Origin of the sequence: Pseudomonas sp. Pseusp16, assembly GCF_047324915.1 — a bacterium.
In the GTDB taxonomy this organism is placed as follows: domain Bacteria; phylum Pseudomonadota; class Gammaproteobacteria; order Pseudomonadales; family Pseudomonadaceae; genus Aquipseudomonas; species Aquipseudomonas fluorescens_CD.
This window is the reverse complement of the sequence record NZ_CP168522.1, coordinates 3,744,550-3,766,280: the sequence shown is the minus strand read 5'-3', so window position 1 is coordinate 3,766,280 and position 21,731 is coordinate 3,744,550. Positions and strand designations below refer to the sequence as shown.

The window sequence follows — 21,731 nt, the reverse complement described above, 5'->3', positions numbered from 1 at the left end:
TCGCAGCCTTGCCAGTCGCCATGGGTGATGTTGAAGTGCGACTCGCTCAACAATCCTGGAGAACAGTCGGCATGGAGCTCAAGGCAAACGCGGCACTGATCATCATCGATCAACAAAAAGGCATCCTTCACCCCAGACTCGGCCGCAGGAACAACCCGCAGGCCGAAGTGCGCATGCTGGAAATGCTCGACCATTGGCGGCGCACCGCTCGGCCGGTGATCCATGTGCAGCACCTGTCCCGCTCAGAGGACTCAGTATTCTGGCCGCAGCAGTCGGGGGTGGAATTTCAGGAGCGCTTTGCGCCAAGGGCCGGCGAACGCCTGATCCAGAAACAGGTGCCGGATGCGTTTTGTTCGACGGGGCTGGAGATTGAGTTGCGCGAGGCGGGGATCGGGCAGTTGATCATCGTCGGTGTCGCGACCCACAACTCGGTGGAATCCACGGCGCGCACCGCGGGTAACCTGGGGTTTGATACGTGGGTGGCCGAGGATGCGTGCTTTACCTTCGACAAGGCTGACTTTTTCGGCAATGCCCATGGCGCCGAGGAGGTGCATGCGATGTCGCTGGGGAATTTGCACGGTGAGTATGCGACGGTGGTCAGCAGTGCCTACCTGTTAAACGCTGACTGAAAAACCTGTAGGAGCGAGCTTGCTCGCGATGGTGTGTCAGCTACACAGGTGTCGACTGACAGTCCATCGCGAGCAAGGGATCTGCATTCACACCACAGGTCTGCTCGCGAAGACGATTCAACAGGCGAAGCAAATCTTCGCCCGAAGCATCAAGCGCCGTGGCACTTCTTGAATTTCTTGCCGTTGCCGCACGGGCACGGATCGTTGCGGCCGACGTCTTTCAGGGCGTTGCGCACCGGTTCCTGGTGAGCGTGGCCGCAGTTCGGACCGTGGACATGACCGTGGTCGTGATCATGCTGGTGATGGTCATGATCGTGGTTGCAGTCAGGGCCGTGGACGTGGGGTTGCTGGGTCATCGGTGTTGCTCCGGAATTAAATCGGCGGGGATTATCACGCCATTGCGCGCCAGGTGCACGTAGTGGGCGATGAATATACCGGTTTCCAGTTCACCTTCCAGACGATAGGGAATGGGTTGATCGGATTTTTTCAGCAGTTTGGCCAGGTCACGCACCTTTGACCACAGGTTGGTGCGGATCGGCACCTTGAAGTAGGCGCTGTGTTTGGGGCCGACGGTGAACCAGTGTTCGTGCTCGCCTTCGGCCAGCAGAATGTCACCCAAGTGAATGCGGTACTCCAGACTGCGCACCGTCAGGTCGCTGTCGTTGGGATTGTCGATGCGAAAATGCAGGAGGAGTTTCTGTTCCAGCAATTTGGCCCGGACCACCTCTATCTTCACCAGATGGACTTCGGGGTCCGGCAAATCGTCGCCGAACCACGATACGCAGCCGCCGAGTCCCAGTGCCAGGAACAACGTGAGCAGATAGCGTGCGCCGCGGTGGATGATCATCGTGCTGTTTCTCCCTTGAGCCCCAGTCTAGACCCAAAAGATCGCAGCCTTCGGCTACTCCTGCGGGGTGGACAGGCATTCCATGTCCTAGCTGCTGAAATACCCCGAGCAACACTTCTTGAACTTCTGCCCACTCGCACACGGGCAGGCGTCATTGCGTCCGGCCTTGAGCGGCACGGTGGGGTCGATGAAATACCAGCGCCCGGTGTTTTGCACAAATGACGAGCGCTCGCGGTGGCTGTGCTCGCCACCGCTGTCGTGCCACCGCGCGGTGAAGGTCACGAAGGCGTGTTCAGGCTGGCCGCCCAGTACTTCGGAGCTTTCCACCTCAAGGCCCAACCAGGTACTTTGCGCGCTCCAGTCGCTGATCGATTGACGGTCCAGACCGGCCTGCTGGGCAGGCAGGGTGGTGGCTACCAGATAATCGACCAGCCCCAACACATAGGCGCTGTAGCGCGAGCGCATCAAGGCTTCCGCGCACGGCGCCGGGTGCCCGGCATGGTAGTGACCGCAGCAGGCGTCGAGTGGGGTGCCGCTGCCGCAAGGGCAAATGGATGTACTCATGGCATTACCACCAGTATTTCCCGAAGTTTTCCGGATTGGCCCAAAAGCGCGAATTCAGCCAGTCGGGGACTTGTTTGTATTCAAGCAGATCGTAGGTAAACAGGGTCAGGACCTGTTCGTCCCGTTGGAAGCGTTCGCTGGCTTGCAGGGCCAGGGAGAAAAAGTCGGTTTCCTGCCAGCCACAGGCCGGCAAATCCGCTAGCACTGCGATGCGGCTGGCGTTGAGGTTGCGGATGCCACCCAGCAGGTTCAGGCCGTCGCGCTTGGGCAAGTGCTCCAGGCAATCGACCACCAGCGCCAGGTCGAATCGGCGGGCTGCCAACTCGGCGGGCAACGGCCCGGGGGCAGCGCAAGCGACGCTGCTTTCCGGGTGCGCGAGTTTGAACGCTTCCAGTGCCGGGAACTCGCTGGCGCCGATCAACAACAGGCGTGCGGGGGCATATCGGTCAAGTAAAGCGGCCAGTGCCTGTTGCGGCGTGCGTGAAGAAATATCTGCAGTCATCGAAGATCCTCAATCAGATCTGCCAAGACTAGCCTGCCCGAACGTTCGGGCCTAGAGCGGCTTGGCGACAAAAGCACGAACTTGTCGCCAATGCGTGAATAAACAGCATGGCCTATTGCTGGCGGAGTTTAAAACTCGGGTCTTTACTACCTGAATCGGTTCTAAGCCGATCCTTCAGGAGAAAACTAGATGAGCATAGTTCGGACAGCATTACCCTTGGTTCTGCTAACCAGTGTCTTGACTGGTTGCGCAGGTTTGCAGAAAACCGATTGGCCGACCTGCGCGGCGGTTGGTGGTGTCGTGGGCGCGGGCCTCGGTGCGACCGAAAGCTCGGCATGGGCAGGGTATGGTGCTCTGCTCGTCGGCGGCACGGCAGCGGCTTATTGCTGGGTTCACGGGGATGGCGACGAAGACGGTGATGGTGTGCCGGACAGCCGTGACAAGTGCCCAGGCACGCCAAAAGGCGTTCAGGTCGATGCCAACGGTTGCCCACCACCAGCACCTGTGGTCGAAGAAGCGGTTGTGGTCAAGGAAGAAACCATCGTCATCCGCGATGTTCACTTCCAGTTTGATAAAGCCACGCTTACCTCGTCCGACAAACTGGTACTCGACAAGATTGCCACTCGCCTGAAAGCCGAAGCCCCGACTGCCAAACTGACCGTCACCGGTCATACCGACAGCGTGGGCAGTGATGTCTACAACCAGAAACTGTCGGATAAACGCGCCCACTCGGTGGTTGAATACCTCATCTCGCAAGGCGTACCTCGCAGTAACTTCGTGTCGGTTGTCGGTGCCGGTGAAAGCCAGCCGGTTGCTGACAACAAAACCGCTGACGGTCGTGCACAGAACCGTCGTACGGAAATCAAAATCGAGCGTTAAGCCCCCCTCGCATCCGCGCCTTGTGCAGTCGCGGATGCGGGTCTTTACTCCTGTGTAACCGGTATTGGCCGGGGACACAGGAGCTTTCAACATGATCGTTCTCACAAGGACCGTCTTGTCGGTTCTGCTACTTGGCAGCCTCTTGACCGGCTGCGCGACCCACAGTGATGGCACTGCCCCCCTCAATCAACGAACCTGGCCAATTTGCAGCCTCATCGGTGGTCTGGTTGGTGGTGGTCTGGGCGCCATCGAGAGCGGTAGTTGGGCCGCGGGTGGGGCGGCGCTGGGTATCTTGTCCGGCGGTTTGATCTGCTATGCCCAGGATGGCGACGAAGACGGCGACGGCGTTTTCGACCGACGCGACCGGTGTCCTGACACTCCCGCCAATACCCCGGTCGATCATCACGGTTGCCCGATGCCGCAGTATCCGGCCGCCAGCGTCAAACCCGAGCCCGCGCAATCCGAAGTCATCACCCTGAGCGATGACGTGCTGTTTGCCTTCAATCAATCCGACCTGACCCCGACGGCCAAGAGTCGACTGGATGCGTTGATGAGCAAGTTCGAGGATGCCGATGTGGTCAGCATCAAGGTGGTCGGCCATACCGACAGCGTCGGTTCGGATACTTATAACCAGGCCTTGTCGGAGCGACGCGCCAGCAGCGTGGCGGAATACTTGCTGAGCCAGGGTGTGGCGCCGAACAAAGTCACCAGCGAAGGCAAGGGCAAGAGTCAGCCGATTGCTGACAACGACACGGAAGCAGGGCGTGCGAAAAACCGTCGCGTGGATCTGCATATAAACCGCTGAGCCAAGAGATAGAGCCGTCGAGCGACAGTTGTGAGCGCAACGACGGCCGTTCGGCGGCCTGCATGAAGAATTTTCCGTTGCCCTCTGGCTTAACCCGCGTGGAAGCCGTTACTGTGCGCGCAAACAATAATTCTCATCGGGGGGGCGTATGAAAGTCATATGGGGGCTGGGGCGGTTATTGACCCTGGTGTTCTGGTCGGTGGTGCTGGTCAACCTGCTCACGCCGTTCGTCTTTCCGCTGCACCCGTTGGTCAATCTGGCCGGCGGCCTGTTGGGATTCATCCATCTACTGGAAGCGTTGCTGTGCTATCGCAGCCTGCGGGGTCGTGCCCATCCCTGGCTTGACCGCCTGAAGATCGTCATTTTCGGCGTATTCCACCTGCAAACCATTCCAGCCCCTACCGCTTCGAAGGCTTCCCATGCGTAAACTCTGCCTGCTCGCCGCACTCATCAGCCCATTGGCCTGCGCACAGGTGGTGAGTGTCGAACCCAACTCGTTGATGCGCTTGCCCAACACCGCCAGCACCCTGCAACTGGAACGCCTGGAAGTGGCCGATTACGGCACCTTGCTGATTCCATCGAACGTCACCGAAGTCACCGTGGGTGAATTGCATCTGGGGCGTGAAGCGCGCATCGCCATCGTGCCGGGGGAGCAGGCGCTGGCGCTGAAGGTCCGTCGCGCCGATTTGTCCGAAGGCAGCCAGATCACCGCCCGTGGCGCACCCGGGACCTATCAGAAGGCCGCTCGATCCGGACGCAATCTTGATTTGCAGATCAAGGCACTGAATGCACCGCAATTGATCGTTGATGCCCGTGGTGGCGCGGGCGCACCGGGGTTTGTCGGTCTCGATGGGGCAAACGGTGAGGAACCGGGGTGCACCTGGGGTCAGGCCGGTCGTGGTGCCGATGGCAGTGATGGCAGCAATGGACAGCCGGGGGCGCCGGGAGCGCTGGTTAAACTGGCGGTGCCGCACGACTTCCCGGCAGACCGAATCAAGGTTCAGGTGGCTGGCGGTGCCGGTGGCCTGGCCGGCCCGGGCGGCAAACCGGGCGCGGGTGGCAAGGCCAAGGGCTGCCTGATCTACAAGGCTGATGGTGGCAAGAGCGGTAAACCTGGCGCCGACGGGCAACCGGGGCCTGAAGGCGCGGCGGGTTCGGTGACGGTTCAGCGGTTGTAAGCAATCGCCGAAATGTGTGTCGTCCAGTCGATTGTCTTCGCGGGCAAGCCCGCTCCCACATTGGATTACGGAACCCTGTGGGAGCGGGCTTGGTCCGGGCGGCGTTCCGACGAAGCTTTTAAAGCGTCGGCCGAACCGACGCAATCGCCACCACAGCCAACCCCACCAAAAGATTGATCCCCACCAGGCGGCGAATCCGCCCCAGTACCGCCGCCCCGGCCGGCCAATCCTGCTCGGCCACGGCGGTGCGCAGTTCCGGCAGCATCAGCGCCTGAATCCTGATAAACAGCGCGGTCATCACCACATACAAGCCCATCATCACCTGCACATAGCGCGGCGCGTTTTCAAAACCGGTGAAGTGCAGATTCAGCATGACCACGCCGCTGACCGGCAACAGCACCACCGCCACCCAGACCCAGCGGAAAAAACCTTGAAACACTTCTACCCATAACTTCAGCCGGGCAGGGCCTTCAAGTGCCTTGATCGCTGCGGGGCGCAGGACCATCCAGGCGAAAAACATGCCGCCGACCCAGACCAGGGCGGCCAGTACATGCAGGCTATAAACGAGGCTAAAAGGTGTCATTGGGTTACTCCGTTCTGCGCGGGATTCATTAGCGGGGTATGATAGCCGCCGAACCGAACCACTGAAAATTTATCCAGCGTTTTTTGCGCCCGACAATCCATGATCAGCACCGAACTCAAAACCACGATCCAGGGCGCCTACTCGCGTTTTCTCGAAGCCAAGAGCCTCAAGCCGCGCTACGGCCAACGCCTGATGATCGCCGAAGTCGCCAAGGTCCTGGGTGACATCGACACCGACGACGAAGGCCGGCGCAGTGGCGACCCCGCGATAGTCGCGGTGGAAGCCGGCACCGGTACCGGCAAGACCGTGGCCTACAGCCTGGCAGCGATTCCCACGGCGAAGGCCGCCGGCAAGCGCCTGGTGATCGCCACGGCCACCGTGGCCCTGCAAGAGCAGATCGTCTACAAGGACTTGCCCGACCTGATGCGCAACAGCGGGCTGAACTTCAGCTTCGCCCTGGCCAAGGGGCGCGGGCGCTACATGTGCCTGTCCAAGCTCGACATGTTGCTCCAGGAAGGCCACGCGCAGACCGCCACGGCGCAGTTGTTCGAGGAAGAAGGCTTCAAGATCGAGGTCGACGAGGCCAGTCAGAAACTGTTCACCAGCATGATCGAAAAACTCGCCGGCAATAAATGGGACGGCGACCGCGACAGCTGGTCCACCGCCCTGGAAGACGCCGACTGGGCGCGTCTGACCACCGATCACAGCCAGTGCACCAACCGTCATTGCCCGAACTTCGGCCAGTGCGCCTTCTACAAGGCCCGCGAAGGCATGGGCAAGGTCGATGTGATCGTCACCAACCACGACATGGTCCTGGCCGACCTGGCCCTTGGCGGCGGCGCCGTGCTGCCGGACCCGCGCGACACCATCTACGTGTTCGACGAAGGCCATCACCTGCCGGACAAGGCCATCGGCCATTTCGCCCATTACACGCGCCTGCGCTCCACCGCCGACTGGCTGGAAACCACGGCCAAGAACCTCACCAAACTGCTGGCCCAGCATCCGTTGCCGGGCGACCTGGGTAAGTTGATCGAGCAGGTGCCGGAGCTGGCGCGGGAGATCAAGACCCAGCAGCAGTTCATGTTCACCGCGTGTGAGCAGGTTGCCGATTTCAAACCCGGCGAAGACGTTGAAGGCCGCGAGCGCCCGCGTCATCGATTCGTCGGCGGGGTGATTCCCGAGCACATGCGCGAAATGGGCATCGAACTGAAGAAAGGCTTCGCACGGTTGACCGACGTGTTCACCCGCCTGACCGACCTGCTCAAGGAAGGCATGGACGGCGAGGTCAACATCGGTATCGCCAGCAACCAGGCCGAAGAGTGGTATCCGTTGTTCGGCAACCTGTTGTCCCGCTCTTCCGGCAACTGGGAGTTGTGGACCGCCTTCACCGTCGAAGACCCGGAGGACAACCCGCCCATGGCCCGCTGGCTGACTCTGGCCGAAAGTGGTTCGCTGTTCGACATCGAGGTCAACGCAAGTCCCATCCTGGCGGCGGAAATGCTCCGGCGCAATTTGTGGAACGTGGCCTATGGCTGTCTGGTGACCTCGGCGACCCTGACCGCCCTGGGTACCTTCGACCGCTTCCGCATGCGCGCCGGCCTGCCGAAAAAAGCCGTGACGGCGGTGGTGCCAAGCCCGTTCCATCATGCCGACGCCGGTGTGTTGCGGGTGCCGAACCTGAACGCCGACCCCCGTGATGCAGCGGCGCATACCGCCGCGATCATTCGTGATCTGCCTGAGTTGGTCGAAGGCTCGCGGGGCACCCTGGTGCTGTTTTCCTCGCGTAAACAGATGCAGGACGTGTTCGATGGCCTTGACCGTGACTGGCGCAAGCAAGTGTTCATTCAGGGCAACCTGTCGAAACAGGAAACCCTGAACAAGCACAAGGCGCGAGTCGATGGCGGGGATTCCAGCGTGTTGTTCGGCCTGGCGAGCTTCGCTGAAGGGGTCGACTTGCCCGGTGCCTATTGCGAGCACGTGGTCATTGCCAAGATTCCTTTCTCGGTGCCCGATGATCCCGTCGAAGCAGCCTTGTCCGAATGGATCGAGGCCCGGGGCGGCAATCCGTTCATGGAAATCTCCGTACCGGACGCCTCGCTGAAGCTGGTCCAGGCCTGCGGCCGCTTGCTGCGTACCGAAGAAGACCGCGGCACCATCACCTTGCTCGACCGGCGCCTGGTGACCCAGCGCTATGGCAAAGCCATCCTCAACGCGTTGCCGCCGTTCCGTCGAGAAATTTCCTGACGCACCGGTGGGCAATTTTGCCCACCGCGTTGTCTATCTCTCTGCCATCGCTTTTCCACTGGCCCATTGAAGGTCGTTAGGGAGAATTTCGTTCTCATGATTTGCCGTTCGTTGCCTGCCGTTTTTGCCCTGCTGTTCGCAACACCTCTGCTGGCCGCTCCCGCCGGCCAGCAGACGCTGTTCAACTTTGTGCGCCCCGCCGACGTGGTCCAGGTGGCGACTCAGGATGCCAGCCTGCCGCAATCCAACGCCGAGCAAACCCCCGAGGGCGAAGTGCTGCGCCGGGTGACATTTAACCCGGTCGCCCGGCCGACTTTGCGCCTGACCCCGCAAACCGGCGCCTGGGACTGGTCGCAGTCGGGCGTCATGAGCCTGCGGATCCAGAGTGCGATGAACTGGGCCTTGACCCTGTACGTGACCATCCAGAGCAACGACGGCAAGACGCTGGTCAGCCGTGTCGATCTGCCGGCGGGGCCTGCGCAAACCCTGTTGGTGCCACTGCAAGCGACATCACCGTTGAGCCAGGGCATGAAGGCTGGCCCGCCGATGCCGATGACCGTCGATGGCCAACGTGTGTTGCTGGCCAGTAGCGCCGGTGAACTGGATCGCAGAGAAGTGGTGTCGGTGAGTTTGTCGATGGACCAGCCGAAAGCCGCGCAGAGCATCCTGCTGGAGCGCTTTGGTGTGCAGGACGGTGAGTCGGTCACCCAAGCCGTGTACGGCGGGTTGGTGGACGCTTACGGCCAGTCGACCCGGGGCAAATGGCCGGAAAAGATCGGCAGCGACGAACAACTCAAAGGCGCCGCGAGCAAGGAGCAACAACAACTGAAAACCTGGCTGGCCGAGCGTGAAAAGTCCTCCCTGGACAAATTCGGTGGTTTGACCAAAGGCCCATCCTTCAAGGCCAGCGGTTTTTTCCGCACAGAAAAGCGTGACGGTCGCTGGTATCTGGTGACGCCTGAAGGCCACCCGTTCTATTCCCTCGGGGTCAATACCGTGGCCCCGGATGTCAACCAGACCTATGTTGCCGGCCGCGAGTGGATGTTCGAATCCCTGCCCAAGGCTGACGAGGCGCTGGCCAGCCACTATGGTGAAGGCGACAACCGTGGCGGCAACGGGGCCGATCAAGGGCGCGGCTACAATGCCGGTCGCTGGTATGACTTCTACGCTGCCAACCTGCAGCGCTTGTATGGCGATCCTTGTGGCCCGGGCAGCGAAACCAAAGCTGGCGTCGCCGAGGCGGCCAAGTCCGAAACGACGGAAGCGAAAGCTGCTGAGGCAAAAGCTGTCGAACCGTGCAAAGCGAAGTTCGACGAGCAGCGCTGGGCCGGTCACACCCTTGATCGCTTGCAGGCCTGGGGTTTCAACACCATCGGCAACTGGAGCGCTCCGGTATTGGGTAACGCTGATCGCGTGCCGTACACCTTGCCGCTGTCGATTGTCGGCGACTACGCCAGCATCAGCACCGGCACCGATTGGTGGGGCGGCATGCCCGACCCGTTCGACCCGCGTTTTGCCATGGCCACCGAACGCGCCGTGGCGATTGCCGCTCGCGACCATCGTGACGATCCATGGCTGATCGGTTACTACGCCGACAATGAGCTGGCCTGGGCCGGTCCCGGCGATGACCCGAAAGCCCGTTATGCGCTGGCCTACGGCACCTTGAAAATGACCACCGACGTGCCGGCCAAGCGCGCGTTCCTCAAGCAACTGCGCGACAAGTACCGCAATCAGGATGGCCTGTCGAAAGCCTGGGGCATTGATCTGCCGGCCTGGGAACTGATGGAAGATCCGGGGTTCGTACCGCCGCTCCCGAGCGCCGAACACCCGGAAATCGAAGCTGACTTCAAATACTTCCAGAAGGTCTTTGCTGACACTTACTTCAAGACCATCTCCGACTCACTCCAGTGGCACGCGCCTAACCAGCTGCTGCTCGGCGGCCGTTTCGCCATCAGCACGCCGGAAGCCGTGGAGTCCTGCGCCCAGTATTGCGACGTGTTGAGCTTCAACATGTACACCCTGCAACCCCAGGATGGTTACGACTTCGCCAGGCTGCGCAGCCTCGACAAACCGGTGCTGGTCACCGAGTTCAATTTCGGCTCGACTGATCGCGGCCCGTTCTGGGGTGGCGTCACGCCGTTGGTGAAGGAGGAGGACCGCGGTGCGGCGTATGCCAACTTCCTCAAACAGGCCTTGAGCGAGCCGTCGATTGTCGGCGTGCATTGGTTCCAGTACCTCGACCAACCGGTCACCGGGCGCCTGCTTGACGGTGAAAACGGTCACTTCGGGTTGGTGGGCATCACTGATCTGCCGTTCCAGGGCTTTGTCGACAGCGTGCGCAAGAGCAATCTGGCGACAGTCGAGCAACTGGGCAAAGAGGCCGAGAAGTCAGCGGCCGCCGCCGACAAAGCCAGCCACGACGCCGAGGGCGGCCGCAAGGCCGAGGCCGGCAAGGGACCGGGGAAGGGCGCTGGTGGGCATTCCGGGAAAGGTCACTGAGTCCTCGCCGCAAAAGCTTGGCGGCGCAATAACCGCCCGGCCCAACCCTGTTCCCAAAACCCTCAAGGGCTGGAACAATGCCCGCCACTTTGTAGAGCGTTAATCCGGGGAGTTGCGGGTGCAGATTCAGGGTCATTACGAGCTTAAGTTCGAGGCGGTGCGTGAGGCTTTCGCGGCGTTGTTCGACGATCCCCAGGAGCGTGGCGCCGCGTTGTGCATTCAGATCGGTGGCGAAACCGTCCTCGATCTGTGGGCCGGCACTGCCGACAAGGACGGGGCCGAGGCCTGGCACAGCGACACCATCGCCAACCTGTTCTCCTGCACCAAGACCTTTACCGCAGTCACCGCGCTGCAATTGGTGGCCGAAGGCAAGCTGCAACTGGATGCCCCGGTTGCGCGCTACTGGCCCGAATTTGCCGCTGCCGGCAAAGAGTCTGTCACCCTTCGTCAACTGCTCTGCCATCAGGCCGGCCTTCCGGCATTGCGCGAATTACTGGCCCCCGAAGCCCTTTACGACTGGCAAACCATGGTCGGCGCCCTGGCCGCCGAAGCGCCGTGGTGGACGCCGGGCGAAGGTCACGGTTACGCGGCGATCACCTATGGCTGGCTGGTCGGCGAGTTGCTGCGCCGTGCCGACGGCCGTGGGCCGGGTGAGTCCATCGTTGCGCGGGTCGCCAGGCCGTTGGGCCTGGACTTCCATGTGGGTCTGGCCGACGAAGAGTTCTATCGCGTGGCCCACATTGCGCGGGGCAAGGGCAATGTCGGCGATGCCGCCGCCCAGCGCCTGTTGCAAGTGACCATGCGTGAGCCAACGGCCATGACCACCCGGGCGTTCACCAACCCGCCGTCGATCATGACCAGCACCAACAAACCCGAGTGGCGACGCATGCAGCAGCCAGCCGCCAATGGCCATGGCAATGCCCGCAGCCTGGCCGGGTTTTACGCCGGCCTGCTTGACGGCAGCCTGCTGGAAAGCGAAATGCTCGATGAATTGACTCGTGAGCACAGCCTCGGCGAGGACAAGACTTTACTGACCCGGACCCGTTTCGGCCTGGGTTGCATGCTCGATCAACCGGACGTTGCCAACGCCACCTTCGGCCTTGGCCCGCGGGCGTTTGGTCATCCGGGCGCCGGCGGCTCCATCGGTTTTGCCGACCCGGAGTACGATGTGGCCTTCGGATTTGTGACAAATACCCTGGGGCCGTACGTCTTGATGGACCCGCGTGCGCAAAAGCTGGCGCGGGTTCTGGCCACTTGTCTGTAAAAGCGGCTATCGGGTTCCGGGACTGGAACCCGATTGTCTTTTCAGTTTCAAAGCGTCTGCTTATACGGGCCCATGCGGCCTGATTTTTTGACTTCATTTTTGTGGATATCCAATGTCATCCAATAAAACCCTCGCCTTGGCCCTGTGCTTCGCTATCACCGGTTGCGCACAGACTCCACAGAAAGACGCCACGGCACCGGTCGCCAAGACTGAAAGCGGCAGCCACTGGTACTGGCCGTTCGGTTCCGACGACAGCGCTGGCAAGCCTGCGGTCAAGCCGGAGGTGAAACCTGAAGTCAAACCCGTTGCGGTGGCCAAGGCCGGAACCGATAGCGGCAGCAAGTGGTGGTGGCCGTTTGGCGGTAGCGAGCAGAGCGCCGCCAAGGCTGTACCGATGCCTGACCCGAAAGTCACCCAGGCCTGGCTTGACGACTATGAACCGCGCCTGCGCGAGGCGGTCAAGGGCAGCAACCTGCAACTCGAGCGTCGCGAAAACGTGCTGGTGGTGACTGCGCCGGTCGAAGGCTCGTTCAACCCTGATCGTCCGGCCATGTTGCTGCCGGTCACACTCGGTCCGTTTACCCGCATTGCCAAAATCCTTGAAGCCGATCCAAAGACTGCTGTCCTGATCCTCGGCCACAGTGATACGTCCGGCGCTGCGCCTGCCAACGTCAAGCTGAGCCAGGAGCGTGCCCAGGCCGTCGCGGCAATTTTCCGTCTCAGTGGTTTGCAGCGTGATCGCCTGATGCTGCGTGGCATGGGCGGTGATGCGCCGCGCGCCGCCAACGACAGCGTGGAAGGGCGTGCGTTGAACCGCCGCGTGGAGCTGCTGGTGACCCCGCAAAACACCATGGCCGCACTGCTGAGCAAGTACAACATGCCGGCGCCGGCCCCTGTGACCAGGGTCACTGCCGCTGACGTCAAGCCGGTCGCCAAGCCTGTGACACCGGCCCCGGCGTCTAAAAAAGCGGCTGTTCCAGCGGCGAAAAAAGCCCCGGCGAAAAAAGCTCCGGCCAAGAAAGCACCTGCGAAAACTGCAACGCCGGCGAAGAAAACCACGCCAGCCAAAGCCTCCGCGGCTGACAAGAAAGGCGCCACCACCGATACTGCAAAGCAGTGATTCGTTAACCAAAAGGAATGCGCCATGACCCAGGGCCTGGCTGATATGCGTCGTGACTACACCCGGGATGGCCTGACCGAGGCGCAAGCCCCGGCCGAGCCGTTTGCGTTGTTCCACCGGTGGTTTGCCGACGCGGTGAAAACCGAACAGGCGCCGGTGGAAGCCAACGCCATGACCCTGGCCACCGTTGACCAGGACGGTCGACCGCATTGTCGCATTCTATTGCTCAAGGGCCTGGACGAGCAGGGCTTCACCTTTTTCACCAACTACGATAGCGCCAAGGGCCAGCAACTGGCCGCGAATCCGTTCGCGGCCATGACGTTTTTCTGGCCGGCGCTGGAGCGCCAGGTGCGCATCGAAGGGCGGGTGGTGAAGGTGACACCCGAGGAGTCCGACGCCTATTATCAGGTTCGTCCGCTCGGCAGTCGTCTGGGGGCCTGGGCGTCGCCGCAGAGTTGCGTGATCGCCGATCGTGGCGAGCTCGAAGCGCTGCTCAAGGACACCGAGCAACGTTTCAGCGACACCCAGCCACATTGCCCGGAACACTGGGGCGGTTATCGCCTGCTGCCGGAGCGTATCGAATTCTGGCAGGGCCGCCCAAGCCGCCTGCACGACCGCCTCAACTACCGCCAGCAGGGCGCCGACTGGATTCTTGAACGCCTGGCACCCTGAGCCGCCTACCGACCGGGATAGTCTGCCGCAGCGGCCTCCAGCCACTTCGGCAGGTCTCGACGCTTGATCTTCTGCGCCCGGGCACTTGCCAACCGCTCGAGCATGAAGGCTTTTTTCTGCTCGTCCTTTCCTGCCAGCGCCAGTGCCAGGTCGCGGTCCATCCAGCGTTTGATCCGCACGTACAGCCACCAATGGAAGTACAAACCGGCAACAGTCGTGACGACGATGATAAAGTAGTCCATGAAAATCCTTGGTCGGCGGGGCGGTTTTCCGATTTTGCCGCTACTGTGTGAGTTCGTGGGGGGCGCCTTAACGGGGCCTGAATCAAAGCAATTTTACCCGGGTGATGCCGTGACAGGCGTCAAGCCGCGGGGTCTAATGAACATCTGTTTCTTTGGAGTTGATGCTATGCGTAAGTCTGTTCTGCTGGTTGCTTCCTTTTCCACGATGGCGATGTTGCTCACTGGTTGCCAATCGAGCCTGACCGGTGACTCCTACTCCCGTGACGAGGCGCGTCGTGTGCAGACCGTTCGCATGGGTACCATCGAAGCGCTGCGTCCGGTGAAAATCGAAGGCACCAAAACCCCGATCGGCGGCGCTGCGGGCGCAGTGGTCGGCGGCGTTGGCGGCAGCTCCGTCGGTGGCGGCAAAGGCAGTGTTGTTGCTGCGGTCATCGGCGCAGTCGCTGGTGGCCTGCTCGGTTCGGCCGCTGAAGAAGGCCTGACCCGCACCCAGGGCGTGGAAATCACCGTGCGCGAAGACGATGGCAGCATGCGCGCCTACGTTCAGGAAGTTCAACCGAACGAAGTGTTCCGCGTTGGCGAGCGTGTGCGCATCGCCAGTGTGAATGGCACCAGCCGCGTTTCGCACTAAGCGCAAACACCGGATAAACAAAAAACCCGATCAGGTGACTGATCGGGTTTTTTGTTTTTCAGCTGAGGGGCGTCTTGATTGGCGCCAGGCGTTATCGCTGTTTATCAGGAGGCCAGCGCGGTGCTCTTGCGGCTCGCCATCGCCGTCACTGCATAACCGATCAGCGCGGCCAGTATCGAACCGGTCAGGATCCCCATGCGGTCCATCCCGGCGAAATCACTCACGCCCGGCTCAAAGGCCAGCGAGCCGACAAACAGGCTCATCGTGAAACCAATGCCGCAGAGAATCGCCACACCCAGCACCTGGCCCCAATTGGCGCCTTGGGGCAGGGCGGCGATACCGGTTTTCACGGCCAGCCAGGTCAGGCCGAAGACACCGACGGTCTTGCCCAGGAGCAGCCCGATGGCGATGCCCATGGGCACATGGTGAGTGAAGCTTTCGACGGTGACGCCGCTCAGGGACAGGCCGGCGTTAGCGAAGGCGAACAGCGGCAGGATGCCGTAGGCGACCCACGGGTGCAGGGCGTGTTCCAGGGTCAGTAGCGGCGAAGGCTCGGCATTTTTCGTGCGCAGCGGAATGCAGAAAGCCAGGGTCACGCCGGCCAGCGTGGCGTGGACACCGCTCTTGAGTACGCAGACCCAGAGGATCAAGCCAATGATCATGTACGGTCCGAGCTTGACCACCCCAAGCCGGTTCATCCCGATCAGCGCCGCAATACAGGCCGCAGCCAGTGCCAGGGACAAGGTCGACAGCGCGCCGGAATAGAAGATCGCAATGATGATGATCGCGCCAAGGTCGTCGATGATCGCCAGGGTCATCAGGAACAGCTTCAGCGAGACAGGAACGCGTTTGCCCAGCAATGCCAGCACGCCAAGGGCGAAGGCGATGTCGGTAGCGGTCGGGATTGCCCAGCCGTTGAGGGCTGGTGGCGTGTCGCGATTGAGGTACCAGTAGATCAGCGCCGGCACCACCATGCCGCCAATCGCCGCCGCGCCGGGCAGGACGATTTGCGACGGTCTGGACAACTGGCCGTCGAGGACTTCGCGCTTCACTTCCAGGCCGATCAGCAGGAAGAACAGTGCCATCAGGCCGTCGTTGATCCACAGCAGCAAGGGCTTGGCGATTTTCAGCGCGCCGATCTGGGCCACCACGGGGGTGTCCAGCAGGCCGTTGTACAGCCACGACAGCGGCGAATTGTTGATGATCAGAGCCAGAACGGCAGCGGCAATCAGTAGCAGACCGCTGGCAGCTTCCAACTGAAAGAAACGCGTGAAAGTGCTACGCAGAGGCAAGGTCGCTCTCCATCCGTGAATTCAAAAGGTGTTACACCCTAACAAGTACTGTTAGTTGTTAAAACAAAAGTTATATTCTTTTTTGTTATATGTCGTTACAGCGTAATCTGCCGGCAAGGACCTGAGCCTAGCAGTTGCCGGGCGTATTGGATCTCAGCTGTACCTGTGCTGTATGTAGGTTTTTTCCTAAGCTTGATAGTTGAGCCCTGTGACAAGGCCCACTCTTGCCTGATTCAACGAGAAAACCATCATGAGCGACAACCGACAGTGGTCCCGCGAAGCGATCCGGATCATCGAAGCCGACTTCCAGCGCAGCGCCGACACACACCTGATTCCCTTGCCGCTACCGGGTTTTCCAGGCATCGAGTTGTACTTCAAGGATGAATCCAGCCACCCCACGGGCAGCCTCAAGCACCGCCTTGCCCGCTCGCTGTTTCTGTATGCGCTGTGTAACGGCTGGCTCAAACCCGGTGCGCCGGTCATTGAAGCTTCCAGCGGTTCGACGGCGATTTCCGAAGCGTATTTCGCACGCATGCTGGGCTTGCCGTTCATTGCGGTGATGCCGGCGACCACGTCCAGGGAAAAGATCGCGCAAATTGCCTTCTACGGTGGCCAAAGCCACCTGGTGGACGACCCGACCCAGATCTACGCCGAGTCCGAGCGTCTGGCTCGCGAACACGACGGGCATTTCATCGACCAGTTCACCTACGCCGAGCGAGCCACCGACTGGCGGGCGAACAACAACATAGCCGAGTCGATCTTTCATCAGATGCGTTTCGAGCAGCATCCCGAGCCGAGCTGGCTGATTTCCAGCCCCGGCACCGGGGGCACCACGGCCACCCTGGGCCGCTACGTGCGTTATCGCCAGCATTGCACTCGCGTGCTGTGTGCCGATGCCGAGCGTTCGGTGTTCTTTGATTACTACCAGACGGGCGATGCCAGCCTGCGTCTGGATCACGGCTCGCGTATCGAAGGCATCGGCCGGCCGCGTGTGGAAGCGTCGTTTCTGCCCAAGGTGATCGACGCGATGGTCAAGGTGCCGGATGCCTTGTCACTGGCGGCCATGCACTACCTTGCAGAGCGTCTGGGACGCCATGTGGGCGGGTCGAGCGGGACCAACCTGATCGGCGCACTGATGGCCGCTCAGCAGATGAAGGCGGCGGGGGAGACGGGGTCGATGGTGGCGATTCTGTGTGACGGCGGCGAGCGCTACGCCACGACCTATTACGATCCGAAGTGGCTCAAGGCCCAGGGGTATGAATTGAGTGGCTTGATGGCTGCGGTAGCGGCGACCGTTGAGCGCGGTGAGCCATTGCCGGCCTCGGTGCTGCGCGCCAATATCTGACACACCGAAGATCGAATGTGGGAGCGGGCTTGCTCGCGAAGACGGTTTCACATCCAACATATGTATTGGCTGATCCACCGCTTTCGCGAGCAAGCCCGCTCCCACATTGGAGTGGTATCAGGCCTCGAGACCGAGGATGTCCCGGGCCACCGCTTCGGCAATGCGAATCCCGTCGACACCCGCCGAGAGAATCCCGCCCGCGTAACCGGCACCTTCACCGGCCGGGAACAAGCCTTTCACGTTCAGGCTCTGCATCGACTCGTTGCGGGTAATGCGCAGTGGCGACGACGTACGCGTCTCGATTCCGGTCAACACCGCATCGTGCAGCGAGTAACCGCGAATCTGCTTCTCGAACGCCGGCAAGGCTTCGCGAATCGCTTCGATGGCGAACGCCGGCAAGGCCAGCGCCAGATCACCCAGGGCAACGCCCGGCTTATAGGACGGCTCGACGCTGCCCAATTCGGTGGACGCTTTGCCTGCGATAAAATCGCCGACCAGTTGCGCCGGGGCTTCGTAGTTGCTGCCACCCAGCACAAAGGCGTGGGATTCCAGGCGTTCCTGCAGCTCGATACCGGCCAGCGGACCGCCCGGATAATCGACTTCCGGGGTGATGCCGACGACGATGCCGGAGTTGGCATTGCGCTCGTTACGCGAGTACTGGCTCATGCCATTGGTCACGACGCGGTTCGGTTCGGACGTCGCCGCCACGACCGTACCGCCCGGGCACATGCAGAAGCTGTAGACCGAACGACCGTTCCTGGCGTGGTGCACCAGTTTGTAGTCGGCGGCGCCCAGTTTCGGGTGGCCTGCGTACTTGCCCAGGCGCGCGCGGTCGATCAGCGACTGCGGGTGCTCGATGCGGAAACCCACCGAGAACGGCTTGGCTTCCATGTACACGCCACGGCCGTGGAGCATGCGGAATGTATCGCGGGCGCTGTGGCCGAGGGCCAGGATCACATGTTTCGAATGGATCTGTTCGCCGCCGTTGAGCTCGACGCCGACCAGTTGGCCGTCATCGATCAACACGTCGGTGACACGCTGCTGGAAGCGCACTTCGCCGCCAAGGGCGCGAATCTGCTCACGCATGTTTTCCACCACACCGGTCAGACGGAACGTACCAATGTGCGGTTTGCTGACGTAGAGGATTTCTTCCGGCGCGCCGGCCTTGACGAATTCGTGCAGGACCTTGCGACCGAGGAACTTCGGATCCTTGATCTGGCTGTACAGCTTGCCGTCGGAGAATGTCCCCGCGCCGCCTTCGCCGAATTGCACGTTGGATTCCGGGTTGAGCACGCTTTTGCGCCACAGGCCCCAGGTGTCCTTGGTGCGCTGGCGTACTTCGGTTCCGCGTTCGAGGATGATCGGCTTGAAGCCCATTTGCGCCAGCAGCAGCCCGGCGAAAATCCCGCACGGACCGAAGCCGACGACGATCGGACGCGCATTCAGGTCGGCCGGAGCCTGGCCTACCGCTTTGTAGCTGACATCCGGTGCCACGTTGACGTTACGGTCGTCGGCGAACTTGTGCAGCACCGCCGCCTCGTCGCGAACTTGAAGGTCGATGGTGTAGATGAAACACAGTTCCGAGGACTTTTTACGCGCATCGTAGCTGCGCTTGAACAAGGTGAAATCGAGCAGGTCATCGCTGGCAAGCCCTAAGCGCTGCACGATGGCAGGGCGCAGGTCTTCATCGGGATGGTCGATCGGCAACTTGAGTTCGGTGATTCGTAACATGGCGGGATCCGGTTCGCGGGGCGCACAACTGCGCCAGGGCGTTTGAAGCCGGCAATTATAAGCCCCAAAGGCAGCGTCCAGTGAGGCAAAAACCGCCTCTCGTCGAATCAGTCGTCGCGCGATCCTCCGAAATAACCGCATCCGCGCTGAACCTGGCCGTCAATTCGCAGCTCGGCGCTCATGTGCTGGATGCTGCCGGTGCTGCTGTCGACGCAACGTTGCGGTGCAACCCAGAGTTCGATGTGCTGGTTGTTGGCTTCGGTGCTGAGGTTGAAACGGCCATCGCCCAGTTGCTCCTCGACGTAGGGCACGGCCAGCGGCGGCTGGCCGGCGCGGTCGACGACCATGCCTTTGCCGCTGACTTTCACGCTCCACTCCGGGGTGTGCCCGGCGGCGCGCAGAATCAGCTGTTTGAAGTTCGGATCATCGCACGCGGTGCCCGAACGCTCGACGCGGTACAACTGCTCCAGATCGAACTGGCCGTCACCACCACTGCCGGCCACAACCCGTCCGCGCACGTCGGCAAACAGCTTGCCCTGTTTGTCCGCCAGGTTTGCAGCCTGCTGCAGGACACTGGTACCGCCCGTGTCGTTGACTACATAGCGGTTTGCCTGGTTGCACGGCTGGAACACCAGTTTGCCATCCGCTGCGGTCAACTGGCCTTGCATGCGTGTCTGGCCGACATGGGAGGCGCTCTGCCGTTCACCCTCGAACAACTGGCAAGCGGCGAACAGCGGAAGCAAGGCGACGAGGACTAGGGAACGGGCAACACGCATCTTGGGGTCTCCTGACAGGTGCCGCCACGTTACTCAGGCAAGCCTGTGATCACAAGGCTTGTGTGTCGGGGATTGAGTTGCCGGAGGCGTAGCGTCTTTCATCAACCATGGACATTGCTGCTGTTTTTTTTGGTACTGATCGGTGCCAGCCTGATCTGTCATCGATGGTTTGAACGGCCGATGCAACAGTGGCTGCGACAGTTCGGGCACGGGCGTCTGGCGAACGGCGTGATCGTTCGCCAGTAACGCGTCTGTCAGAAAGGACGGTCAGCCGACGTGAAAGGTCTGACCTGTTTGCAGGCCTTCCACGCTCTTGGCGTAGGCCAACGCCACATCTACCGCAGGAACCGGCTTGAAGCCGCGGAAGTACGGCGCGTATTTGCCCATGGCTTCGACCAGGACGTTCGGGCTGATCGAGTTCACACGCAGGCCGCGCGGCAGTTCGATGGCGGCGGCCCGGACGAAGCTGTCCAGTGCACCGTTGACCAGCGCCGCTGAGGCACCGCTGTAAATCGGATCGTGGCTGAGCACGCCAGTGGTGAAGGTGAACGAAGCGCCGTCGTTGGCGAACTCGCGTCCGATCAACAGCAGGTTGACCTGGCCCATGAGTTTGTCTTGCAGGCCCAGGGCAAAGCTCTCTTCGGTCATCTCATTGAGCGGGGCAAAGGTCACGTTGCCCGCGGCGCACACCAGTGCGTCGAATTTGCCGGTCTGCTCGAACAGTTTGCGAATCGAGGCGCTGTCGCTGATGTCGACATGAAAGTCGCCGCTGGTGCGACCGATGCGGATGATTTCGTGGCGTGGCGACAGTTCTTTGTCGATGGCCGAACCGATGGTGCCGCCTGCGCCGATCAATAGAATTTTCATGGATGTTGATCCTCGTTGTGGATTGAACGAGGTATCAGTTTAGGGTGGTTTTTTCTGCAGATAAGCGCGCTAATAGGCAACCTTTGGTTTTCAAATGGAAACAATCCATGAGCGAGATGGATGACCTGGCCGCGTTCGCCGTGTTGATCGAAGCGGGAAGTTTCACCCTGGCGGCGCAGCAGCTCGGTTGCAGCAAAGGCCAGTTGTCCAAACGCATCAGCCAGTTGGAGGCGCAGTTCTCCGTGGTGCTGTTGCAACGCACCACCCGCCGCCTGAGCCTGACCGCTGCCGGTGCTGCGTTGTTGCCCCAGGCACAGGCGCTGGTGGTGCAAGTCGAGCGGGCGCGCCAGGCCCTGGCGCGTCTGAAGGACGACATGGCCGGCCCGGTGCGGATGACGGTGCCGGTATCACTCGGGGAAACCTTCTTCGATGGCCTGCTGCTGGAGTTCTCCGCCAAATACCCTCAGGTGCAGATCGAACTGGAGCTCAACAACAGCTACCGCGACCTGTCCCGTGACGGCTTCGACCTGGCGATTCGCTCTGACGTGGCCATTGACCAGCGACTGGTGGCGCGCCCGCTGCTGGCGTGGCAAGAGCTGACCTGTGCCAGCCCGGCTTATCTGGAACAATACGGTGAACCGCAAACGCCCCAGGCGTTGGCCGAGCATCGTTGCCTGCTCAACAGCCATTACAGCGGCCGCGAAGAATGGCTTTATCACCAGCAGCATGAGTTGTTGCGGGTGCGGGTGTCTGGGCCGTTCGCCAGCAACCACTACAACCTCTTGAAGAAAGCCGCACTGGTCGGCGCCGGTATTGCGCGCCTGCCATCCTACTGCTTGCCAACAGAACTGGCCGACGGGCGCTTGCGATGGCTCCTGCGCGATTATCAGACCCGCAGCATGCCAATGTATCTGGTGCATCCGTATCAGGGTGGATTGCCCAAGCGCACGCAAGTGCTGGCGGACTATTTGATCGGGTGGTTCAAGCGCAGTGGGGAGGCGTTGGATCGGTTGTAAATCTTCACACGCACGTCGTCCTGTAGGAGCGAGCCTGCTCCGGGG

The 21,731-nt window shown here is 61.4% G+C and carries 23 protein-coding genes; 13 read left to right on the top strand and 10 right to left on the bottom strand.

The window, feature by feature from the left end:
* Window positions 1–71: 71 nt before the first annotated feature.
* Window positions 72–629 (top strand): cysteine hydrolase family protein, encoded by a 558-nt coding sequence (locus tag ACEN8Q_RS17235; protein ID WP_413703477.1) that lies wholly within the window; start codon window positions 72–74, stop codon window positions 627–629.
* A 149-nt stretch (window positions 630–778) separates the two neighbouring features.
* Here ACEN8Q_RS17235 and ACEN8Q_RS17230 read toward each other — a convergent pair whose 3' ends face one another.
* The 4 genes from ACEN8Q_RS17230 to ACEN8Q_RS17215 all read right to left on the bottom strand — a co-directional run bounded on the left by ACEN8Q_RS17230 (window position 779) and on the right by ACEN8Q_RS17215 (window position 2,542).
* Window positions 779–985, bottom strand: a complete 207-nt coding sequence (locus ACEN8Q_RS17230; protein WP_008056806.1) for an SEC-C metal-binding domain-containing protein — start codon at window positions 983–985, stop codon at window positions 779–781.
* On the bottom strand, window positions 982–1,476 hold the full coding sequence (locus ACEN8Q_RS17225; protein WP_413703476.1) for an LEA type 2 family protein: 495 nt from the start codon (window positions 1,474–1,476) through the stop codon (window positions 982–984). The genes ACEN8Q_RS17230 and ACEN8Q_RS17225 overlap by 4 nt, the downstream gene beginning before the upstream one ends.
* 87 nt (window positions 1,477–1,563) lie before the next feature.
* On the bottom strand, window positions 1,564–2,040 hold the full coding sequence (locus ACEN8Q_RS17220; protein ID WP_413424521.1) for a YchJ family protein: 477 nt from the start codon (window positions 2,038–2,040) through the stop codon (window positions 1,564–1,566).
* Between the two features lie 4 nt (window positions 2,041–2,044).
* Window positions 2,045–2,542 carry a DUF6231 family protein gene (locus ACEN8Q_RS17215; protein ID WP_413424519.1) on the bottom strand — a complete coding sequence of 166 codons (498 nt, stop codon included), beginning with the start codon at window positions 2,540–2,542 and terminating at the stop codon, window positions 2,045–2,047.
* A 189-nt stretch (window positions 2,543–2,731) separates the two neighbouring features.
* On the opposite strand from ACEN8Q_RS17215, the gene ACEN8Q_RS17210 reads away from it, so the two are divergent.
* The 4 genes from ACEN8Q_RS17210 to ACEN8Q_RS17195 all read left to right on the top strand — a co-directional run bounded on the left by ACEN8Q_RS17210 (window position 2,732) and on the right by ACEN8Q_RS17195 (window position 5,404).
* Entirely contained in the window at window positions 2,732–3,421 is a 690-nt protein-coding gene (locus ACEN8Q_RS17210; protein WP_085715599.1) for an OmpA family protein, read from the top strand.
* A gap of 91 nt (window positions 3,422–3,512) precedes the next feature.
* Window positions 3,513–4,226, top strand: a complete 714-nt coding sequence (locus ACEN8Q_RS17205; RefSeq protein WP_413424517.1) for an OmpA family protein — start codon at window positions 3,513–3,515, stop codon at window positions 4,224–4,226.
* Window positions 4,227–4,374: 148 nt separating this feature from the next.
* On the top strand, window positions 4,375–4,653 hold the full coding sequence (locus ACEN8Q_RS17200; RefSeq protein WP_085715597.1) for a DUF1145 domain-containing protein: 279 nt from the start codon (window positions 4,375–4,377) through the stop codon (window positions 4,651–4,653).
* The gene (locus tag ACEN8Q_RS17195; RefSeq protein ID WP_413424515.1) at window positions 4,646–5,404 is read left to right on the top strand and encodes a collagen-like protein; all 759 of its coding nucleotides are present in this window, start codon (window positions 4,646–4,648) and stop codon (window positions 5,402–5,404) included. Before ACEN8Q_RS17200 ends, ACEN8Q_RS17195 begins: the two co-directional genes overlap by 8 nt.
* A gap of 118 nt (window positions 5,405–5,522) precedes the next feature.
* Here the strand turns inward: ACEN8Q_RS17195 and ACEN8Q_RS17190 are convergent, their stop codons facing one another.
* A complete protein-coding gene (locus tag ACEN8Q_RS17190; protein ID WP_413703475.1) occupies window positions 5,523–5,987 on the bottom strand; it encodes a CopD family protein in 465 nt (154 codons plus the stop codon).
* Between the two features lie 99 nt (window positions 5,988–6,086).
* On the opposite strand from ACEN8Q_RS17190, the gene dinG reads away from it, so the two are divergent.
* The 5 genes from dinG to pdxH all read left to right on the top strand — a co-directional run bounded on the left by dinG (window position 6,087) and on the right by pdxH (window position 13,786).
* Window positions 6,087–8,231 (top strand): ATP-dependent DNA helicase DinG, encoded by a 2,145-nt coding sequence (gene dinG / locus ACEN8Q_RS17185; protein WP_413703474.1) that lies wholly within the window; start codon window positions 6,087–6,089, stop codon window positions 8,229–8,231.
* 96 nt (window positions 8,232–8,327) lie between these two features.
* Window positions 8,328–10,730 carry a beta-galactosidase gene (locus ACEN8Q_RS17180; RefSeq protein WP_413424509.1) on the top strand — a complete coding sequence of 801 codons (2,403 nt, stop codon included), beginning with the start codon at window positions 8,328–8,330 and terminating at the stop codon, window positions 10,728–10,730.
* Between the two features lie 118 nt (window positions 10,731–10,848).
* Window positions 10,849–11,994: a serine hydrolase domain-containing protein gene (locus ACEN8Q_RS17175; RefSeq protein ID WP_413424507.1), complete on the top strand. Its 1,146-nt coding sequence runs from the start codon at window positions 10,849–10,851 to the stop codon at window positions 11,992–11,994.
* A 112-nt stretch (window positions 11,995–12,106) separates the two neighbouring features.
* Window positions 12,107–13,114: an OmpA family protein gene (locus ACEN8Q_RS17170; protein WP_413424505.1), complete on the top strand. Its 1,008-nt coding sequence runs from the start codon at window positions 12,107–12,109 to the stop codon at window positions 13,112–13,114.
* Window positions 13,115–13,138: 24 nt separating this feature from the next.
* On the top strand, window positions 13,139–13,786 hold the full coding sequence (gene pdxH, locus ACEN8Q_RS17165) for a pyridoxamine 5'-phosphate oxidase (RefSeq protein WP_413424503.1): 648 nt from the start codon (window positions 13,139–13,141) through the stop codon (window positions 13,784–13,786).
* Window positions 13,787–13,791: 5 nt separating this feature from the next.
* Here the strand turns inward: pdxH and ACEN8Q_RS17160 are convergent, their stop codons facing one another.
* A complete protein-coding gene (locus ACEN8Q_RS17160) occupies window positions 13,792–14,028 on the bottom strand; it encodes a hypothetical protein (protein ID WP_413424501.1) in 237 nt (78 codons plus the stop codon).
* 166 nt (window positions 14,029–14,194) lie between these two features.
* On the opposite strand from ACEN8Q_RS17160, the gene ACEN8Q_RS17155 reads away from it, so the two are divergent.
* Complete coding sequence (locus tag ACEN8Q_RS17155) at window positions 14,195–14,659, top strand: glycine zipper 2TM domain-containing protein (RefSeq protein WP_008016451.1); 465 nt, start codon at window positions 14,195–14,197, stop codon at window positions 14,657–14,659.
* A 104-nt stretch (window positions 14,660–14,763) separates the two neighbouring features.
* Here ACEN8Q_RS17155 and nhaA read toward each other — a convergent pair whose 3' ends face one another.
* Window positions 14,764–15,951 (bottom strand): Na+/H+ antiporter NhaA, encoded by a 1,188-nt coding sequence (gene nhaA / locus ACEN8Q_RS17150; RefSeq protein WP_057400905.1) that lies wholly within the window; start codon window positions 15,949–15,951, stop codon window positions 14,764–14,766.
* A gap of 247 nt (window positions 15,952–16,198) precedes the next feature.
* Between nhaA and ACEN8Q_RS17145 the strand changes: the two genes are divergently transcribed.
* Window positions 16,199–17,296, top strand: a complete 1,098-nt coding sequence (locus tag ACEN8Q_RS17145) for a PLP-dependent cysteine synthase family protein (protein WP_413424554.1) — start codon at window positions 16,199–16,201, stop codon at window positions 17,294–17,296.
* A 117-nt stretch (window positions 17,297–17,413) separates the two neighbouring features.
* Here ACEN8Q_RS17145 and ACEN8Q_RS17140 read toward each other — a convergent pair whose 3' ends face one another.
* The 3 genes from ACEN8Q_RS17140 to ACEN8Q_RS17130 form a co-directional block, all read right to left on the bottom strand.
* Window positions 17,414–19,027 carry an NAD(P)/FAD-dependent oxidoreductase gene (locus ACEN8Q_RS17140; RefSeq protein WP_413424497.1) on the bottom strand — a complete coding sequence of 538 codons (1,614 nt, stop codon included), beginning with the start codon at window positions 19,025–19,027 and terminating at the stop codon, window positions 17,414–17,416.
* Between the two features lie 107 nt (window positions 19,028–19,134).
* Window positions 19,135–19,803 (bottom strand): COG3650 family protein, encoded by a 669-nt coding sequence (locus tag ACEN8Q_RS17135; protein WP_413424495.1) that lies wholly within the window; start codon window positions 19,801–19,803, stop codon window positions 19,135–19,137.
* Window positions 19,804–20,070: 267 nt separating this feature from the next.
* Window positions 20,071–20,670, bottom strand: coding sequence for a short chain dehydrogenase (locus ACEN8Q_RS17130; protein ID WP_413703473.1), 600 nt, complete (start codon window positions 20,668–20,670; stop codon window positions 20,071–20,073).
* A gap of 107 nt (window positions 20,671–20,777) precedes the next feature.
* Between ACEN8Q_RS17130 and ACEN8Q_RS17125 the strand changes: the two genes are divergently transcribed.
* Window positions 20,778–21,686, top strand: coding sequence for a LysR family transcriptional regulator (locus tag ACEN8Q_RS17125; protein ID WP_008052920.1), 909 nt, complete (start codon window positions 20,778–20,780; stop codon window positions 21,684–21,686).
* The last annotated feature ends 45 nt before the right edge of the window (window positions 21,687–21,731 follow it).

Excerpts from the sequence above, each read along its gene's own strand:
- ACEN8Q_RS17235 (WP_413703477.1), top strand. The coding sequence starts at position 72 with ATGGAGCTCAAGGCAAACGCGGCACTGATCATCATCGATCAACAAAAA.
- ACEN8Q_RS17230 (WP_008056806.1), bottom strand. The coding sequence starts at position 985 with ATGACCCAGCAACCCCACGTCCACGGCCCTGACTGCAACCACGATCAT.
- ACEN8Q_RS17225 (WP_413703476.1), bottom strand. The coding sequence starts at position 1,476 with ATGATCATCCACCGCGGCGCACGCTATCTGCTCACGTTGTTCCTGGCA.
- ACEN8Q_RS17220 (WP_413424521.1), bottom strand. The coding sequence starts at position 2,040 with ATGAGTACATCCATTTGCCCTTGCGGCAGCGGCACCCCACTCGACGCC.
- ACEN8Q_RS17215 (WP_413424519.1), bottom strand. The coding sequence starts at position 2,542 with ATGACTGCAGATATTTCTTCACGCACGCCGCAACAGGCACTGGCCGCT.
- ACEN8Q_RS17210 (WP_085715599.1), top strand. The coding sequence starts at position 2,732 with ATGAGCATAGTTCGGACAGCATTACCCTTGGTTCTGCTAACCAGTGTC.
- ACEN8Q_RS17205 (WP_413424517.1), top strand. The coding sequence starts at position 3,513 with ATGATCGTTCTCACAAGGACCGTCTTGTCGGTTCTGCTACTTGGCAGC.
- ACEN8Q_RS17200 (WP_085715597.1), top strand. The coding sequence starts at position 4,375 with ATGAAAGTCATATGGGGGCTGGGGCGGTTATTGACCCTGGTGTTCTGG.
- ACEN8Q_RS17195 (WP_413424515.1), top strand. The coding sequence starts at position 4,646 with ATGCGTAAACTCTGCCTGCTCGCCGCACTCATCAGCCCATTGGCCTGC.
- ACEN8Q_RS17190 (WP_413703475.1), bottom strand. The coding sequence starts at position 5,987 with ATGACACCTTTTAGCCTCGTTTATAGCCTGCATGTACTGGCCGCCCTG.
- dinG (WP_413703474.1), top strand. The coding sequence starts at position 6,087 with ATGATCAGCACCGAACTCAAAACCACGATCCAGGGCGCCTACTCGCGT.
- ACEN8Q_RS17180 (WP_413424509.1), top strand. The coding sequence starts at position 8,328 with ATGATTTGCCGTTCGTTGCCTGCCGTTTTTGCCCTGCTGTTCGCAACA.
- ACEN8Q_RS17170 (WP_413424505.1), top strand. The coding sequence starts at position 12,107 with ATGTCATCCAATAAAACCCTCGCCTTGGCCCTGTGCTTCGCTATCACC.
- pdxH (WP_413424503.1), top strand. The coding sequence starts at position 13,139 with ATGACCCAGGGCCTGGCTGATATGCGTCGTGACTACACCCGGGATGGC.
- ACEN8Q_RS17160 (WP_413424501.1), bottom strand. The coding sequence starts at position 14,028 with ATGGACTACTTTATCATCGTCGTCACGACTGTTGCCGGTTTGTACTTC.
- ACEN8Q_RS17155 (WP_008016451.1), top strand. The coding sequence starts at position 14,195 with ATGCGTAAGTCTGTTCTGCTGGTTGCTTCCTTTTCCACGATGGCGATG.
- ACEN8Q_RS17140 (WP_413424497.1), bottom strand. The coding sequence starts at position 19,027 with ATGTTACGAATCACCGAACTCAAGTTGCCGATCGACCATCCCGATGAA.
- ACEN8Q_RS17135 (WP_413424495.1), bottom strand. The coding sequence starts at position 19,803 with ATGCGTGTTGCCCGTTCCCTAGTCCTCGTCGCCTTGCTTCCGCTGTTC.
- ACEN8Q_RS17130 (WP_413703473.1), bottom strand. The coding sequence starts at position 20,670 with ATGAAAATTCTATTGATCGGCGCAGGCGGCACCATCGGTTCGGCCATC.
- ACEN8Q_RS17125 (WP_008052920.1), top strand. The coding sequence starts at position 20,778 with ATGAGCGAGATGGATGACCTGGCCGCGTTCGCCGTGTTGATCGAAGCG.